At 39.5% G+C, this 18,390-nt stretch carries 16 protein-coding genes; 14 read left to right on the top strand and 2 right to left on the bottom strand.

Translation table 11 applies throughout. From position 1 onward, the window contains the following. Window positions 1-28 precede the first annotated feature (28 nt). Complete coding sequence (locus DW005_RS14165) at window positions 29-985, top strand: SHOCT domain-containing protein (protein ID WP_242989368.1); 957 nt, start codon at window positions 29-31, stop codon at window positions 983-985. Between the two features lie 310 nt (window positions 986-1,295). Here the strand turns inward: DW005_RS14165 and DW005_RS05005 are convergent, their stop codons facing one another. After that, on the bottom strand, window positions 1,296-2,453 hold the full coding sequence (locus DW005_RS05005; RefSeq protein ID WP_117478416.1) for a CapA family protein: 1,158 nt from the start codon (window positions 2,451-2,453) through the stop codon (window positions 1,296-1,298). A 179-nt stretch (window positions 2,454-2,632) separates the two neighbouring features. Here DW005_RS05005 and DW005_RS05000 point away from each other — a divergent pair, with 179 nt between their 5' ends. The 12 genes from DW005_RS05000 to DW005_RS04945 all read left to right on the top strand — a co-directional run bounded on the left by DW005_RS05000 (window position 2,633) and on the right by DW005_RS04945 (window position 16,406). Beyond that, complete coding sequence (locus DW005_RS05000; RefSeq protein ID WP_022378198.1) at window positions 2,633-3,127, top strand: RNA polymerase sigma factor; 495 nt, start codon at window positions 2,633-2,635, stop codon at window positions 3,125-3,127. After that, window positions 3,117-4,490: a hypothetical protein gene (locus tag DW005_RS04995; protein ID WP_117478415.1), complete on the top strand. Its 1,374-nt coding sequence runs from the start codon at window positions 3,117-3,119 to the stop codon at window positions 4,488-4,490. Before DW005_RS05000 ends, DW005_RS04995 begins: the two co-directional genes overlap by 11 nt. Window positions 4,491-4,531: 41 nt before the next feature. Then, entirely contained in the window at window positions 4,532-5,014 is a 483-nt protein-coding gene (locus DW005_RS04990) for a TetR/AcrR family transcriptional regulator (RefSeq protein ID WP_147324414.1), read from the top strand. Further along, complete coding sequence (locus tag DW005_RS04985) at window positions 4,993-5,448, top strand: GNAT family N-acetyltransferase (protein ID WP_117478413.1); 456 nt, start codon at window positions 4,993-4,995, stop codon at window positions 5,446-5,448. The genes DW005_RS04990 and DW005_RS04985 overlap by 22 nt, the downstream gene beginning before the upstream one ends. A gap of 89 nt (window positions 5,449-5,537) precedes the next feature. Next, entirely contained in the window at window positions 5,538-6,155 is a 618-nt protein-coding gene (locus tag DW005_RS04980; RefSeq protein WP_117478412.1) for a TetR/AcrR family transcriptional regulator, read from the top strand. Beyond that, window positions 6,152-6,562: a hypothetical protein gene (locus DW005_RS04975; RefSeq protein ID WP_022378195.1), complete on the top strand. Its 411-nt coding sequence runs from the start codon at window positions 6,152-6,154 to the stop codon at window positions 6,560-6,562. The genes DW005_RS04980 and DW005_RS04975 overlap by 4 nt, the downstream gene beginning before the upstream one ends. Before the next feature lie 601 nt (window positions 6,563-7,163). Then, complete coding sequence (locus DW005_RS04970) at window positions 7,164-9,848, top strand: ATP-binding protein (protein ID WP_117478411.1); 2,685 nt, start codon at window positions 7,164-7,166, stop codon at window positions 9,846-9,848. After that, a complete protein-coding gene (locus tag DW005_RS04965; RefSeq protein WP_117478410.1) occupies window positions 9,845-12,520 on the top strand; it encodes a DegV family protein in 2,676 nt (891 codons plus the stop codon). Before DW005_RS04970 ends, DW005_RS04965 begins: the two co-directional genes overlap by 4 nt. Window positions 12,521-12,541: 21 nt before the next feature. Then, on the top strand, window positions 12,542-13,900 hold the full coding sequence (locus DW005_RS04960) for a diguanylate cyclase (protein WP_117478409.1): 1,359 nt from the start codon (window positions 12,542-12,544) through the stop codon (window positions 13,898-13,900). Continuing rightward, on the top strand, window positions 13,875-15,413 hold the full coding sequence (locus tag DW005_RS04955) for a DNA methylase (protein ID WP_117478408.1): 1,539 nt from the start codon (window positions 13,875-13,877) through the stop codon (window positions 15,411-15,413). Before DW005_RS04960 ends, DW005_RS04955 begins: the two co-directional genes overlap by 26 nt. Window positions 15,414-15,439: 26 nt before the next feature. Beyond that, the gene (locus DW005_RS04950) at window positions 15,440-15,898 is read left to right on the top strand and encodes a hypothetical protein (protein WP_117478407.1); all 459 of its coding nucleotides are present in this window, start codon (window positions 15,440-15,442) and stop codon (window positions 15,896-15,898) included. Beyond that, window positions 15,876-16,406 (top strand): isochorismatase family cysteine hydrolase, encoded by a 531-nt coding sequence (locus DW005_RS04945; protein ID WP_022378189.1) that lies wholly within the window; start codon window positions 15,876-15,878, stop codon window positions 16,404-16,406. Before DW005_RS04950 ends, DW005_RS04945 begins: the two co-directional genes overlap by 23 nt. 4 nt (window positions 16,407-16,410) lie before the next feature. On the opposite strand, the gene hcp is transcribed toward DW005_RS04945, so the two are convergent. Continuing rightward, window positions 16,411-18,003, bottom strand: a complete 1,593-nt coding sequence (gene hcp, locus DW005_RS04940) for a hydroxylamine reductase (RefSeq protein ID WP_181974949.1) — start codon at window positions 18,001-18,003, stop codon at window positions 16,411-16,413. Between the two features lie 104 nt (window positions 18,004-18,107). Here hcp and DW005_RS13775 point away from each other — a divergent pair, with 104 nt between their 5' ends. Beyond that, window positions 18,108-18,269 carry a hypothetical protein gene (locus tag DW005_RS13775; RefSeq protein ID WP_181974948.1) on the top strand — a complete coding sequence of 54 codons (162 nt, stop codon included), beginning with the start codon at window positions 18,108-18,110 and terminating at the stop codon, window positions 18,267-18,269. Window positions 18,270-18,390: the final 121 nt, after the last annotated feature.

Below are 18,390 nucleotides of genomic sequence, written 5' to 3'. Positions count from 1 at the left end.
ACAAAAGAATGAGAGTGAGGAATGATAAATGGATTTATGTGATCAATGTGGTAACAAAAGTTTAATGCCGGAACATTATTCAGATGTCTGTTTGTGCAAGAAATGTAGCATGAAATTATTGAGTTCAACGTGGAAGAACAAAGAATATGATTCGAATGAAGAAATTGACAGACAAATGGAAAAAGTCATAAAATTAGCGGGTAAATATTCTTATTCTCCAAAAGTTATTGAAGGGCTAAGCAGTTTTTTTTCTTCAAAAAAGATAGATGGATTATACAGAAAATTTAGTGGAGGGTGTGGACAAAAGATAATTGTTTGTTCGGATAGACTTATTATTAAAACAGAGGCGGATTTTGACATCAAAGAAATTAGAAAGGCTTATAAAAGGATGTGTGCAGGAAAAAGGGGAGCGATTGGAATTGGTGATTATGTTTCCGCTCAGCAGGCAACGCAAATTGTTTCTATGGCTATTGGAAATATAGTTCCAGGGAGAGGTTTTATAAAGTCGGGAATAAAAGCATTAGGGAGTGGCGTTGCATCCAACGCGATTAGCGGAAATGTCTCCTATAATGACAAACCTCAGAAATCAGAAACATTAAATATATCATCAGGGGATAAAAAAATTTATTATGCAGAATATGATATTGTTACTTTTTATGGGCCGATAAGCGAGGAAGAGTATGGGTTTATCCGTTTCCAAAATAGTCATTTGGCAGATGAGTCTAATATGGATGTTATATTTTGCTTCGTTAATACGAAAAGCAAAGTGAATCAGGCTAATGAAATATATAATTATATTCAATCCCAAATTGCATCGATTAACGAATCAAAATTAAATAATGTAATGGAACAACCACAAATGACTGAAAAAAATGAAGCAATACAAGTGCCAGATCAAATTTTAAAATATAAAGAATTATTTGATGTGGGAGCTATAACGGAAGAGGAGTTCACAGCGAAAAAGAAACAACTACTGGGTTTGTAAAATGTGAAAAATCACAAAATTAGTAATGATATCGAAACAATAGATACTTCATGGGACAATAGCATTACTAAATTTTGTGCAATGTACAAAAATAAGGAGTGAATATAAATGCATTAATCTTGACAAATGATAAGGGCTATTGTAGAATGAAAAGTATAAAAAGACAAAGTGGTGCTAGGACTGTTGTCCTAGCACCATCAGACTGTAGACAAATGTCGTGGATTTTGTCTACAGTCTGGGAATGAAATATTTTCTTCTTAATGCAGACAGTCTGGAATTTTAAGTCGAAAGTAAGTTATGCAAGGTGGAGCTACCGCCCCACCTTGCCATTTTTTTTGAAATGAACATTAAAAGGTTTACAATAGCGATTCATTTTCGCAAGAATTCTTTTTTTTGCTTTTTCTTTTGCCGGAGTTGGCTGATAGTTATTAATGCTGTTGGTTGAAGAAACCTTGCATGGAATGATTTTTACATCATTGGATTTCTGTAATTTGTTCTTTTTGAAAGTAAAGGTCTGCTGGTAAATCATGGTGTCTTTGTCCGGTGGATTTGTGTTGCCGCCAAAGCAGAAATTTGCAAGGCTGTAAACGATATAGGCACCTTTGTATTTTTCGATTCCCTGCAGGACATGCGGGTGATGGCCGAGGACAAGATTGGCACCTTGTTTTACGGCATAGTGGGCAATACTTTTCTGAACGGCATCCAGAGAACTTGTCTTTTCGATACCGGCGTGCATGCTGACGATAATAAGGTCCGCTTTTTTCTTTTTCAGTTTTTGAATACCGCTTTTTATGTAGTGTTTGCTGGAAGATACACCTTCGAGGCCGTTGACTGCAATCATACCAATTTTTTTACCGTTCGTTTTGTAAATCGAAACTTTACTATAGGAAGCAAAAGGCATCTTGTTTTTCTTGAAAACAGAGATTGTGTCATGGTAACTTCCATTTCCAAAGTCACGGCAGTGGTTGTTGGCAAAAGAGATAGCATCTACATTTCCCTTTTGTAAAATTTTCAGATAAGAAGGATTTCCCTTAAACGCAAATGTTTTGTCGGCACGTGTACTTCTTGTTGTTAGAGTGCCTTCAAAATTGACAAGTGTTAAATCGTCTTTTTTGAAAATGTTCTTAACATTTTTAAAGAAATAAGAAGGTGTTTTTTGTTTGTATTTTGCATAAAAATTAACGCTTGCCGGAGATTTATAATCGGAACCAAGTGTACAGTCACCGGCTGCGCTTATCGTTATTTTAGTTACTGACTTTTTCTTTTTTTGTTTCTTTTTTGGGGCAGCAGTTGGCTGATTTGTAGCTGCCGGTGTCTGCGTGGCAGAAGGTGTTGTGGTGGCAGAAGGTGTTGTGGTGGCTGACGGCATTTGTGTTGCCGTGTTTTGCGCATAAGCAGAAACCGGTGATAATATAGTTGTGAATAAAAGGGCGGCAAAAACCGTCATAACTGTTATGTTCTTGTTCATTTGGAATCCCCCTGTGTTAAAATTATGATATAATTATAGTTCCAATTTTTTTTAGCATACAACAAAAGGGAATAAACTGTCAATTATTTATAAGGGTGTTTTCCAATTTGAAAAATAAAAAAGGTTTCGACGTTTTGCGTGCGTCAATCGTATCTATAGTGAAAGGAGGAGAGAAAAGAATGAATACTTTGGATGGTACCGGCCAAAAAAATAATTTTACACAGACTTATGAAGCCTATGTGAATGACATATATCGTTTATGCTTTTCTTTTATGAAAAATCATATGGATGCGGAGGATATTGTGCATGAGACATTTTTGAAATATTATCATCTTGACCGCACCTTTGATTCGGAACAGCATAAAAAAGCGTGGTTGATCGTTACGGCGTCAAATGCGTGCAAGGATATGTTGAAGCATTGGTGGAATCGTAGAAATCGGTTGGAGGATTTTACGGAAATAGCGGAGGATTCACATTCCGAAATAGATGGGATGATGAGTTTGATTTTGGAACTGCCGTACCAGTATAAAATGGTAGTTTACCTATATTATTATGAAGGGTATAACAGCAGGGAAATTGCGGACTTGCTACATAAGTCGGAATCAACAATCCGGACGCGCCTGCAAAAAGCAAAAAAAATATTAAGAAAGGAATTGGAAAAAGATGGATATTAGACAATCATATGAAAAAATAAATATTTCGGAACAAGCTAAGAATCAAATTAAAAATGATATTCTTGCCGGGGAAAAAACGGTTAGGAAAGAAAATTGCAGTGGTGCATATAAAAAATATGGGAAAATTGCGGTGGCTGCCGCATTGGCACTGATTCTTATTGTGCCTTCGGGGGTAATGGCCGCCGGAAAGTTGTACCGATATTTTACGACATCCATTCAGAAGGATAAATATTCGGTTACTGCTGAAATGAATCAGACCAAAGGGAAGAAAATAAAGTATATAAAAGTTTCAGCGGACTTTGGCGAAAGTTATCACAAGACAGAAAGAAATAAAGAATTTCAATGTTATGAGAATCGTGAGGGAGGTCAAAGGGGTAAAGATTTTTGGTATTCTTTGCAGTATTTAGAAGGAAAACAGAAGGAGATACTTTCAGCTTATGATGTGAAGGAAAATGAAACGATGAAAATTAACGGCCGCCGTGCGGTTTACTGCTGTTATAACCCAGTTGTGGGAAGTAAGTATCTGAAGAGAAAAAAGACTGATTATGGACAGACAATTTATATTTTTGTGGAAGATTATGGTTATCTGATTGAGATGGCAGCACAAACAGGACTTCCTAAAAAAGAGTTTGTTCATTTGGCAGAAAAGATTCAAATTACAAAAGCACAGTCAAAAGCTGAGGCGGCTGATTTTATTCTTTACAGCAAGCGAAGCGGGGGTGCATGGAACGTGCAGCAAAACCTGACGGCGGATGAAAAAATTGATGCAAAGCATTACTCAACAAATGGAACGGCTCAGGTCAAAAATGCAGTTTATGAAGTAAAAGATGTTAGGGTTTTGGATTCGGCAAATCAGCTGAAAACGGACGCATTTATTAAAAAACAGGCTTCATTTTTAAAGCATGTGAATAACGATGGAAAATTAAAGACGTATGAAAGAGAGCAGATTCAATATGGAAATGGAATCACGGCACCGGAGAGAAGTGTAATAGAAACAAAGACGGTTCATCCAAAACTGGTTTATGTTACACTTGCAGTTAAGAATTCGGCATCCGTTTTAAAAAGCGGCAAGTTTCCGGTTCCTTCTTTGCAGCTTGTGACGAAAAAAGGCAAGCAGATTTTCCGGAAAACATATGAGGACTATGGCAGACCAAATTATATTTCAAAATCCTTTACGGATGGTATGCCATGTTATTTGGAAGAAAAATTAACCGGGAAAAGCGAGTGGTTTGTAGAAGGTTCTAAGGGAACCATTCAATTGCACTTTGCGTATCTTGTGGATGAAGATGAACTGGATGGTATGGCACTGAATTTGAATGATTGGTCAAAAGACTGTGAGTATTTGGACATCTCGCAGAGGTAAAAAACATAATTCGTATAAATGAATATTTGACAAATAAACGGATGGAGCAAGGTGATACAGAGCAGGCACAAGACCATGATATGCCGGAGGGCGAGGAAGTGGATATGCCGGAAAAATATGATGAGATATCGTTAAAGGACTTTGCAGGGTATAGTAAGTCGATGTTTTTGTACTGGACGGAAGATGATTTTGCATCTTCTTTTCGTAAGATGCTTACATTAGAGCAGTTTCGAAGTGAAGAGATGCAGCAGTTATATCAGCAGTATCTAGTGAGTGGACCATCGGAATATGTAAAAGATTTATTTGAACATATGGGGATTTCACCTGCAAAAGAATTAGCGGCACAATTTTATGCTGTCATGTTTTTCTTTTACAGTATGTATGATGGGGCAAAGGACAAGGATGAAGTAAAGAAACAGTTTGAAACAACATTGGATGAATTTACGAAAAAATTATTAGTTGGAGAGAGGATGACGCATTTGTTCCGGAACTTGATTTTGTCATGGAGAAAGACGGGCAGCTGATTGGTCAGAATGTGTTTGTAAAGGCAGTAATCCAAGCAGATGATGGAAGAAAAATTCCGATTATGACGATGGGCCCAATTTGTATTAAACCAGAGTTGAAACGGAGAGGATACGGAAAAATATTATTAGATGCGTCCATTGAAAAAGCAAAAGAACTTGGCTGTGGGGCACTTTGTTTTGAGGGAGATATTGATTTCTATGGGAAAAGCGGATTTCGACCTGCCAGTGAATTTGGTATTCGGTATCACGGGCTGGGAGAAGATGAGGATGCATCGTTCTTTTTGTGTAAAGAATTAATACCGGGCTATTTGTCGGATGTTACCGGAGAATATGCAACACCATCGGGGTATTTTGTGGACGAAGAGAAAGCCGAAGAGTTTGATAAGACATTTCCAAAGAAGGAAAAGAAAAAACTTCCGGGACAAATTTTTTAGAGATGTATCCTTTTTGCTTGACAAGTTACCAGTCGGTAACTATAATAAAGGTAACCGATTGGTAACTACCGAGTGAAAGGAAGAATTTTATGGAGGAAAAGAGCACGAAGGAACGGATTTTAGAAGAGGCATTACGGTTGTTTGCAAAAAACGGATATCTGGGAACTTCGATGAATGATATTGCCAGACAGTTAGGAGTTACGAAGGCAGCGTTATATAAACACTACACGAGTAAGCAGGAAATCCTTGACAGCATTGTGAACCGGATGGATTCGCTGGATTATGAGCGCGGGAAAAAGTATGAAATGCCACAAGGAGACAGCGAAACAGTCATAAGAGGATATCGGGAGGCGGACATAGACAAGATTAAGCAGATTACGAAGGTACAGTTTTTGCATTGGACAGAGGAAGAATTTTCAAATTGTTTTCGCAAGATGCTGATGCTTGAGCAGTACCGGGATGAAACGATGGCAGCATTGTTTCAGAAGTATCTTGTTTCCGGGCCGGTATCTTACATGGAAATAATTTTTAAGGGATTAACCGGAAAAGAAGCGGACGCAAGGCAGTTAGCACTGGATTTTTATGGTCCGATTTTTCTCATGTACAGTTTGTACGATGCAGCAGATGAGAAAGAGGAAATTATAACAATGCTCGAGCTGCATGTAGAACGTTTTGCTAAAATACTGAAAGGAGGAAGAAGAAAATGAAACTTTATTTTGGAAATACAACGACAACGATAACAACGCTGATGATTCTATGTCTGCTTGGATTTATCGGTTATACGATTTTTCAGAGAGCAAATATCCTTTACTGGGGAAGACGGACTTTATTTGTACTCGTATTTGGCTTGGTTATCTGCTGTTTTGCGGCAGCCAGAGACGGGCTGGATAAGACAATTCAACACACAATCGATGGAAGCTGTGCACCGGGAATTTTTCCACTTCTAAGTATTCCTAATTTAATCGGGTGCATTGGTGCTGCTATCATTATTATTGCTGCCATTGCTACACCGATTGCTAAATCGCAGGCGGCACGTGAAGTTTGGTTTTATTTTATGTCGGGTGGTGCTCTTTTGAAGATTGTTGTTATGGAGGTATCAAGGATTCGGTTGTGATGTTTTTTCGAAATTTCAGTAAATTCTGTAGAAAGGCTTTGCGTCTTGTGGGCGTTCTCACTCGTTGAGTGCGTAGCGGTATGGGCACTGAAACTACCAGTGCTGCATACCGACGCACTCAAAACCCACAAGTCACAAAGCCTTTCTACAGAATTTATTGGAATCTCTGAAAAAAACAACCGAATTCTTTAGATAAACGATAGTAAAGAAGTTGAGTGGACAATGTGCATACGTTTGGAAACAAATCAGCGGAAAAGTATGCCTTGATTCCCCAATTACGTTTCAAATAACTGGTTTCAAATGCTCGGCTGCCAATTTGTTTGGTTTCCGGTAATCCGGCAGAAAGACTTGGTGATGAGTGGGTACAAACACGCGGGTATCAGGCATGTGTCGTTTACATGCCGATACCCTTACGCGTTTGTTTAGCGGGAGCGCCCACGAATTACAAAGCCTTTCTGCTGGATTACCGGAAACCAACTAAATTGCCCCACACTATCATTGACAACAAATACATAAAATGTTTATAATCTATATGGATATATGAAAAAAAGATGGGGTGGAGAAGAAAGATAATACTAAAGGGAAGGTTAAGGGATATTTTATGTATGAAAAGGAAAAGCAGAGGGAAACCCATCTGATTGTGTTATTAGTGTACACATTTTTCTCGCTTATTTTGACGGGAGAATCACTTTTGCTTGGCTGGGAAGTGGGAGCAATTGTGCTTTTGCTGACGGCATTGATTGGAAGCTGGGTAATTTATATTACCGATATGGTTTCAGGAGGAATGCGGCTGTGGCTGTATTTTGCCTTGACGATGATATCTTGTTTTTTTTATGGAATTCATCAGACAAGTGTGTTTGATTTGGCACCACTTATGATTTTGATTATGATTCTATTTTCAGTAACGGAAAAATCAAGTATTATCAGACTTTGTGTGATTACATATTATTTGACAATGTGCTATGATTTTATCTTTGTTCTGAATCATGCCATTGAACTTACAGCACTTACAGTGACTAGGACGCTTTTGCATCTTGGTCTTGTTTTAGTATCTGGATGTCTTGTGAATCTTGTATTGAAAAGGAGGAAATCAGAGCGTGTTTATTCGGATAAAAAAATTGAAAAATTAGAAGAAACAAATCGTCGTGTCGAAGATTTTCTTACCAATGTTTCTCATGAATTGCGTACACCGATTAATGCGGTTACAGGTATTTCTACCGTCATGCTGCAAAAAGAAGAAGAGCAAGAAAAAAGAGAGCAGTTATCCTCGGTACAAATGGCTGGAAAACGATTATTTGGTCAAATTGAAGATATTTTAGATTACACAGAAATTGATACGAACAAAATCCGGCTGAGCGAAGAAAATTATACACCGTCTCTGGTTGTAAGTGATTTGGTTTCGGAGCATTGGGAAAAAGAAGAAAAACAGCCCGAACTGCTTTTTGACTATGATACAAAAATTCCACCGGTTCTTTTGGGCGATGAGCGGAAAATAAGAAAGATATTAAAACATCTAGTGGATAATGCGATGAAATTTACGCAAGAGGGCGGTGTTTATGTCAGAATTTTTTCATTAAAAAAATCTTATGGAATCAATTTGTGTATTGAAGTAAGTGATACAGGTGTCGGCATTGCAAAAGATGAACTGGAAAGAATTACGGAGCGGTTCTACCAAACAAGTACAGGAAGAAACCGAAAGGTGGGGGGACTTGGGTTAGGTTTGTCTATTGTGTACGGAATGGTTCGTGTGATGAATGGGCTTATGCGGATTGAAAGTGAAGAGGGCAGGGGAACTACGGTTACGGTTAGTATTCCACAGCAGGTGGCAGAAGAAAATCCGGAAAAGCCTTTAATTAATAATAAAAACTTGTGTGTTGCATGTTTCTTGATGACGGAAAAATATAAAGTGCCTCAAGTAAGAGAGTATTATAATAAAATGATTGCGCATATGGTAAAACAGTTTGACATCCCATTGCACCGTGTTACGAACCGGGACGAATTGGAACAGTTATTAGAAGTGACACCGGTGACGCATTTGTTTGTGGGTGAGGAGGAGTATCGCGTAAATAAGAATTATTTGGAAATGATAGATTCAAAAGTGCGGATTGTTGTTGTGGCAGGAAAAAATATTATTCTGCCGCAGGAAAAGCGGATAGAAATAATTCGGAAGCCCCTTTGTACACAGTCTGTATTAAATATTTTAAAGGAAAAGGAAAGTGATTTGTCAAAAAGAAAGAAACGAAAAATGATATGCCCGGGAATTAAGGTGTTGGTTGTGGATGATGAGCCGATGAATCTGACCGTTGCAAAGGGGATTTTTGAAAATTATCAGATGATAGTAAAAACTGTAATCAGCGGAAAAGAGGCAATTGCGGCTTGTGAAAAGGAAAGATTTGATATTATTTTCCTTGATCATATGATGCCGGAAATGGATGGTATTGAAACGTTAAAACAACTTCGTAAAATGCAAAAAGAGAGTGGTCAGGAGTATATTATTGTTGCATTTACGGCAAATGCAGTCAGTGGAGCAAAGAAAATGTTTATGGAGGAAGGTTTTGATGAGTTTGTTTCAAAACCGATTGAGACAATGACACTGGAACGGGTTCTTTGCAAGCTGCTTCCGAAATCGTCGATTACCTATGTCAGTGAGGAAAAAGAGGCTGTAAAAGCGGACGAGAGGAAAACGAATTTTGACAGGAATGCCGGGCTGCAATACTGCCGTGGAGATGAAATGTTTTACAGAGAATTGTTAGCGCAGTTTCACGGTGAGTCGGTGAAAAAGAGACAAATGATAGAAGCGGATTATGAGCAGAAAAATATGGAAGATTATCGGATTCGTGTGCACGCCTTAAAGAGTACGGCGAAGATGATAGGAGCAGAGAATTTGTCTGATCTGGCAAAAGATTTGGAAATGGCAGCGAAAGAAAAAGACTGGGATTTCATTGAGAAGAATCACAAAGAAGTTCTAGACCAGTATGCAGCGGCGGTTGCGGAAATCGGCAGCCTGCTTGGTACTGTGTTGGAAGAAGAGGAGTTTTCTGTAACGCAAATAAATAGCGAAAAATTATTGGAAGAATTAATGCTTTTGATGGAAAAATTGCGTGCTTACGAAATAGATGATGCAGAAAAAATTATTCAAAAACTGCAGCATATAAAGTGTGCAAACTTGTCGGGGAGAGAATTGATTGAGAATATCAAACAAGATGTCACGGATTTTGAATTTGACCGGGCACTTAATAAAACAAAGAAGCTTTACAAACGTGTGGAAAGAGGTGAATGCGAATGAATCCAAAACGATTGATACAGGTGTTTAACAATCATGAATTAGGGCTTCAGGAACGATTGTTCCGCCTTCTGGTCACGATTGGTTTAATGGGACTGGCAATGGGAATTCTTGTTGGTCTTGTGTTAGGAGAAAGTATGGCAAACACCCTTTCACTTCTTGTGGTATTTGCGCTTGCGGTTGCGATAACGTATTTTTCCATCCATTTTCATAAAATTCAAATAGGAGCAGTGCTGATTTCCGTTTTGCTGATTTATTTTGCGCTTCCTTTTAACTTTTTGACAAGTGGAGGGATTTATGGAGGCGGCCCGATTTGGCTGATGTTTGGCGTTGTTTTTGCCTGTCTGGTAGTTGAGGAGAAGGCAAAGTACATATTGATTGCCAGCAGTTTCTGCCTGTATGGTGTTTGTTATCTGATTGCTTATTTAAATCCTCAGATTATGGGGTCCCATACAATTCATGCTGCTTATGCGGATTCCTTTTTTACATTGGCAGCAGTGACGGTTCTTGTGTGCAGCATGATTTTATTTCAAAATGCGATGTACCGGAAAGAAAATAAGATTGCGAAGGAGCAAAAAAAAGAAATTGAAGAATTAAACCGGATGCAGAATCATTTTTTCTCAAGTATGAGCCATGAAATCAGGACACCGATAAATACTATTATTGGACTGAATGAGATGATTTTGCGAGAAGAAATTTCGGATGAAGCAGCCGGCGATGCCAAGAGTATTCAGGGGGCAAGCAAGATGCTTTTGACGCTGATTAATGATATATTGGATATGTCAAAAATTGAATCGGGAAAAATGCAGATTGTTCCGGCCGTTTACGAAACAGGAGATATGTTATCCGATGTTGTGAATATGCTCTGGATACGGGCAAAGGAAAAAGGGCTTGAATTTCATATCAATGTGGACCCTTTGCTGCCATCCCAGCTGTTTGGTGATGAAGTGAGGATTAAACAGATTCTCATTAATGTACTAAATAATGCGGTTAAATATACAAAAGAGGGGGCTGTTACTTTATCCATTCAGTGCAAAGAGCAGGAGAACGGAAATGCATTAATTTCTTATTCGGTGACGGATACCGGAATGGGAATTAAAAAAGAAAGTATTCCGTATTTATTTCAAGCATTCAAACGCATTGACGAGAGTGAAAACCGCTATATAGAGGGGACCGGACTGGGACTTTCGATTGTGAAGCAGTTAGTAGAACTTATGGGAGGTGACATTTCCGTAAACAGCGTGTATACAAAAGGCTCCACATTTATCATTACAATTCCACAAAAAGTGGTAAGCAATGAAGAGATCGGTGAACTGGATTTGGAGACAAGACATGGCACAAATCAAAGAGAATCGTACAAACAAAGTTTTGAGGCAGAAAAAGCACGCGTCTTAATTGTGGACGATAATGAAATGAACCGGATGGTGGCAAAAAAACTGCTTCGTGACACAAAAGTTATGGTGGATACGGCAGAAAGTGGAGAAAAGTGTTTAAAGAAAAGTCTTCAGACGAGATATGATGTTATTTTTATGGATCATCTGATGCCGGAAATGGATGGTATTGAATGTCTGCATGCGATTCGGACCCAGATGGGTGGTTTCAATCAAAATACGCCGGTTGTGGCACTGACAGCAAATGCCGGAAGTGAAAATAAAGCACTTTATTTTCGCGAAGGATTTGATGGGTATTTGTTAAAACCGGTCAGTGGTGTACAATTGGAGGAAGAACTTATTCGTCATCTTCCTAAAAATCTTTTCAGGCAATTCAATGCGGAAGGAACCGTGGGAATGATAGAGGCACCGATTTTAGAGCACAGGAAAAAAGTGCCGGTTATGATATCGACGGATACCACATCCGATTTACCGGATTATCTCATAGATGAAAATTTAGCTGCTGTGATGCCCTATCGCGTGAAAACAGAGGGTGGTGAATTTTTAGATGGTGTGGAAACGGAGACAGATGGTATCCTTGCCTATATGAAAGAGCGTGGTGAAATGGCGCAGTCGGAGGCACCAAAAGTAAGTGATTACGAAGAGTTTTTTGCCGAACAGCTTACGAAAGCGCAGTTTGTTGTCCATATTTCTATGGCAGAAAGTGTTAGTCCCGGATTTGCGAATGCGCTGGAAGCGTCAAAGGCGTTTGATAATGTTATGGTTATTGATTCCGGACAATTGTCAAGTGGTATGGGACTTATCGTTTTGTATGCCCTATCTTGTGCTGCCGGCGGAATGGGAGCCGGGGATATTGTGCAGAAACTTAAGGCTTATAAAAAACAGATTCAGACAAGTTTTATTGTAAGCGAGACGGGATATCTGATGCAGGCAGGAAAAATTTCAGAAAAGGTTCATAAACTATGTCAGGCATTTATGCTCCATCCTGTAGTTGTTCTAAAAAATGGCAGGATGAAAATAAAGAAAATTTATGTTGGCAGAAGAAAAACGGCATGGAAGAAATACATTGCTTCCACGTTTAATAAAGAGCTTCATATGGATAAAAAGATGCTGTTTATTACCTATGCAGGACTAACGAATGATGAGTTAAAGGAAATTACAAAAGAAGTAAGAGAAAAAGATGCAATCGAGAACATTATTTATCAAAAGGCATCTCCGGCGGTTGCCATTAACTGCGGACCTGGTACCTTTGGACTGTTATTTGCAAAGATGGATGATGAATAAAACGTATGAGGTGATAGCAAGATGAAAACAATATTAGTTGTAGATGATGATAAACTAAATCTTTCGGCAGCGCGGAAAGTGTTAAGTGGCGAATATAAGGTAATCCCTGTTGTGAGGGGAACACAGGTATTGTCTTATTTGGAAAATGAGGAATGTGACATGATTCTTTTGGATATCAGTATGCCGGAAATGGATGGCTTTGAACTGCTTAGAAAAATTCGGATGATGGAGAACGGTAAGGACATTCCCGTGATTTTTCTTACGGCTGACAATGATACCGAGACGGAGACCCGCTGTTTTAAAGAGGGGGCCATTGATTTTATTGTAAAACCTTTTGTGCCGGCTGTTATGCAGTCAAGGATTGGAAGAGCACTTGAATTAGAAGAACTTCGGCGTGGTCTTGCAGATAAATTAGAGAAGAAAACCCGTGAAGTATCGGATATTAAAAGTAAATCTTATCAGGATGCCCTGACCGGTCTTTGGAATCGCGCCTATACAGAGAATGCTGTAAATGAAATGATTTCACAGGGGAAAAAAGGTGCTCTTTTTATGCTTGATATGGATAATTTTAAAGCAGTTAATGACAATTACGGTCACATTGCCGGGGATGAAACACTTAAAATATTTGCTGGCACTTTAAAGAAATTTGCAGGAGAAGGGGATGTTCTTTGTCGGATTGGCGGTGACGAGTTTATGATTTTTGTAAAGGATGTTACAGAAAAAAGTGAACTGGGCAGCCGTGCAGCAGAGATTATTTCCGGTTTTCAAAAGAAATTTGCCGAATTTGATTTTGAAACCGAGTGTTCCGTTTCGATTGGCATTGCGCAGACACCGGAAGACGGAATGGAATTTAATAAACTTTACAACTCAGCAGATAAAGCGTTATACTATGTGAAGCAGAACGGAAAAAACGCATATCATTTTTTCAGTGATAAGTTACAGAAGGAAAAAAGCCGTGCCGGAAAAATTGTTGATCTGAAGTATATTAACAGTTTAATGAGCCGTGCAGATGATGGACAAGGTGCGTATTTTCTTGATATAGACAGTTTTCATCATGTTTATAATTTTATCTGCCGTTTTGTAAAGAGAAACGAAAAGGATGTTCAAACCGTGTTATTTACGGTGAATGAGGAAAATCAGGAAATTGATGTGACAGAGATGGAATTGATTTTGGAGACCTTAGAGAAAGCAATTTATACGTCTTTACGCAGGTCGGATGTATCGACAAGATATTCCAGTAAACAGATTGTGGTAATTCTTATGGATACGGACGAAGTAAATGGAAGTATGGTTGCGGATCGTATTTTGGATTGTTTTTATAAAATGTATTCGCATCAGGAGGTGCAGATCGATTATGACATCGCGTGCATCAGTCGATAGAACTTATATTGCAATTGATTTAAAATCGTTTTATGCTTCAGTGGAATGTAAAGAACGAAACCGCGACCCACTTACTACAAATCTTGTGGTGGCAGATCAAACAAGGACAGAAAAAACAATTTGTCTTGCTGTTTCACCTGCTCTTAAAAGTTATGGAATACCAGGGCGGCCACGGCTTTTTGAGGTGGTTCAAAGGGTGAAAGAGGCAAATTGTAAACGCCGGTATCAGGCACCGAATCGAACCTTTCTCGGTGCTTCGGATGACAGCGTGGAACTAAAAAAAAATAAAACTCTTGCCATTGATTATATTGTGGCACCACCCAGAATGGCATATTATATGGAGTACAGCACAAAAATTTACGATATTTATTTGAAGTACATTGCACCGGAGGATATGCATATTTACTCAGTGGATGAGGTGTTTGTGGATGTGACCGATTACCTTTCTACCTATGAAATGACGGCAAGAGAACTTGCCATGACAATGATACAGGATGTTCTTAAAACAACCGGGATTACAGCGACAGCAGGAATTGGTACCAATATGTATCTTTGCAAAATTGCGATGGATGTGGTGGCAAAACATATGGATCCGGATAAAAACGGGGTGCGGATTGCGGCGTTAAATGAGATGTCGTATCGGAAGCTCCTCTGGAATCACAGGCCGCTTACCGATTTTTGGCGTGTGGGTCCAGGCTATGCAAAAAAACTAGAGGCAAATGGGCTTTATACGATGGGGGATATTGCCAAATGTTCCATTGGAAGACCGGATGAGTTATACAATGAAGAACTTTTGTATCAGTTATTTGGGGTGAATGCGGAACTTTTGATTGACCATGCATGGGGGTATGAGCCGTGCACAATTCAGGATGTTAAGGCGTATAAGCCGGAGACAAATAGTGTAAGTTCCGGTCAGGTTTTGCAGTGCCCTTATGATTTTGATAAAGCGAAACTGGTGGTAAAGGAAATGACGGATTTGATGGTGCTTGATTTGGTCGACAAAAGACTTGTTACAGATCAGATTGTACTCACGATAGGGTATGATATTGTGAATTTGACAGACCCATCGAGAAATCGAAGTTACAAAGGAGTTGTGACGACGGACCGTTATGGAAGAAAGGTGCCAAAACATGCACACGGGACAACCAATTTGAAAAGGCAGACTTCGTCTACTGCTATAATTATGGATGCGGTAATGGAATTGTATGACCGGATTGTAGATAAAAAGTTATTGATTCGCCGGATTACCATTACCGCGAATAAGCTGGTGAGTGAGGATTTGGTGCAGCAGAAAGAAAGCTATGAGCAGTTGCAGCTTTTTACGGATTATGAAGAGGTAAAACGGGAGCGCGAGAAAGAAGAGGCTGCTCTTGAAAAAGAAAAACGAATCCAGCATGCGATGCTTGATATTAAGAAAAAGTTTGGAAAAAATGCAATTTTAAAAGGAATGAATCTGGAAGAAGGTGCAACTGCCAAAGATAGAAATTCACAGATTGGCGGACACAAGGCATAATCGGATCAGAAAAAGGAGGTCAGGAAATGCTGAATAATGAAATTAGTCATAAATACGATGACATTCTTTCTATGCCGCATCCCAATTCCAAAAATCATCCCCGCATGGCAAGAAGAGACCGGGCGGCGCAGTTTTCCTCATTTGCAGCACTGACCGGACATGAGGAGGCAATTTCCGAGACGGCTCGTTTGACGGATGAAAAAGCAGCACTTGGTGAAGATGTGATGGAGCGGCTTGATTGGATTTTTATGCAGATAAAAGCCAAAATGAGTGAAAATCCGGAGGTGACGATCACATATTTTCTGCCGGATGAGAAGAAGGCAGGCGGGAGATATGAAAGTTATGCCGGTGTGGTAAAGAAAATGGATGAATATAAACGCGAATTGGTTTTTAACGACCATACGGTCATACCAATGCACCAAATTGTAAATATTGAGGCCGACTGGCTGGAAAGGAGTTCAAATGAAGACATTACTTGTGATTGACATGCAGAATGATTTTATTAATGGAGCGCTGGGAACAAAAGAGGCGGAGGCAATTGTGCCATTTGTAAAGGATAAAATTAAAGAATACCGGGAGGCAGGGAATCCGGTTTTTTTCACCCGTGATACGCATGGAGAGGATTATCTGGATACGCAGGAGGGAAAAAATCTGCCGGTGAAGCATTGTATCGAAGGAACTTTTGGGTGGCAGATTTCAGATGAGATTGGTTTTAGTGAGGACGATATGGTGTTTGATAAAAATACATTTGGATATGATTGGTCGCAGGCGGTTTTGGCACAACCGGAATTGTTTTTTGGTGATGAAATCGAATTGATTGGGTTATGTACGGATATCTGTGTAATTTCAAATGCAATGGGATTAAAAACTGTATTTCCGGAAACTGTTATTTCCGTGGACGCAGCGTGCTGCGCGGGAGTGACAAAAGAGTCCCACGAAAACGCGCTGGCGTCCATGAAAATGTGTCAGATTCAGATAAAAAATTCACACTAAGTGATTATGAAAGAATCTGTTTTAAGTCTTCCTCCGGGGTTGATACTTTGGAAATGTGATACTCATCAATCAGATATTGCAGCACATTTTTTGAGAGGAAGGCTGGCAGTGTTGGTCCCAGATAAATATTTTTGATACCAAGGTGTAACAGGGTCAGCAGAATGCAGACAGCTTTTTGCTCGTACCAGGACAGAACCATCGACAAAGGAAGTTCATTGACATCACAGTCGAATGCCTTTGCCAGTGCGATAGCAACCTGAATGGCAGAGTAGGCATCGTTGCATTGTCCCATGTCCATGATGCGGGGAAGTCCGCCAATTTCACCAAGGTCTAAGTCATTGAAACGGTATTTTCCACAGGCAAGTGTCAAAATAACGGTGTCTTTTGGTGTCTGTTTTACAAATTCGGTATAATAATTTCTTCCCGGTCGTGCACCGTCACATCCACCGACTAAGAAAAAGTGTCGGATGTCGCCGTTTTTTACAGCATCAATCACCTGGTCTGCAACACCAAGGACGGTTCCGTGTCCGAATCCGGTCATGACATAGTGGCCGCCATTAATTCCGGTATTTTCTTTGTCTTTTGAATAGCCGCCAAGTGCCAGTGCTTTTTCGATAACCGGTGTAAAATCTTTGTCTTCACCAATGTGTGTGACATTTGGGTAAGAAACGACTTCGGTTGTGAAAACGCGGTCAGCGTAACCAGGTTTCACAGGCATTAAGCAGTTGGTTGTAAATAAAAAGGCTGCCGGAACATTGTCAAATTCTTTTTGCTGGTTCTGCCATGCTGTTCCAAAATTTCCTTTCAAATGAGGATATTTTTTTAATTCCGGATAAGCGTGGGCAGGGAGCATTTCTCCGTGGGTATAGATGTTAATTCCTTTTCCTTCCGTTTGTTTAAGAAGCAATTCCAAATCTTTCAAATCGTGACCGCTTACAACGATAAAAGGTCCTTTTTCAACAGTCAGAGAAACCTTTGTCGGAACCGGAGTGCCATACGAGGTTGTGTTCGCACGGTCTAACAGTGCCATACATGCGAGGTTTACCTCACCCGTTTCCATAACAACCGGGAGAAGATGCTCCATATCAAAATCATAGCTAATTACACAAAGTGCTTTATAAAAGAACTGATTGACGGTTTCATCTGTATAGCCAAGCATTTTTGCGTGGTATGCATAGGCTGACATGCCACGGATGCCAAAAAGGATAAGGGATTTTAATGAGCGGATATCTTCATCTGCTTCCCAAATTCGTTTCATGTCATAATTGTCGGTGTTTCCACATGGATTTTTGCATACGCTGCAATCCGGTACAATGATGTGTTTTTCTTCATTTACCCGCTGAATCATTTCGCGCAGCGTATCATCGTTAAAGTTTACATTTGTAATGGTTGTAAAAAGACCTTCTATAATAATCTGATCCGTATTTTCCGTTTTTTTATTGTTTTCGCAGGCACGTGCCAAGCCAATCAGTGCTCCGGTTAATTCATCCTGAAGATTGGCAGTTTCGGCAGTTTTACCACATACGCCTGCACAACCGGTGCATCCGGCACATCCTGCGGTCTGTTCACATTGAAAACAAAACATTGAATTTGTCATGCGTTTTCGCTCCTTTGATTTGTTATTGTGAGCTTATTATAAAAAAATTTAATTAAGAAATATGTTGTTATAACCACGTTTTTTTGACGCTTAACAGGAAATATTTGGATTACGGTTTTGTCGGTGGCTGGTGTATCGGCGTATCGATTGGACAGTGGCTTGGCTTTGTGCTGGAAACGCTGCCGGATACTTTACGATGCTTTGTAAATGTACGGCAGGAATGCTTTCAAATTTCAGCACAAACACATCAGAAATTGATAGCATGAATGAAAGCACACAAGATGGTAGCACGTATCCGTACCTTGGCAAAGCAATTACAGGATGGGCTTGCAATGTAAGGTAAGAGGAAAAGAAACTGCCGGTTCTAAGAACAAGAATTCTAGGAAT

This window comes from Clostridium sp. AF36-4 (assembly GCF_003435975.1).
In the GTDB taxonomy this organism is placed as follows: Bacteria; Bacillota; Clostridia; order Lachnospirales; family Lachnospiraceae; genus Eubacterium_F.
The sequence above is the reverse complement of the archived record's forward strand: the minus strand, read 5'-3'. Positions and strand labels throughout refer to the sequence as shown.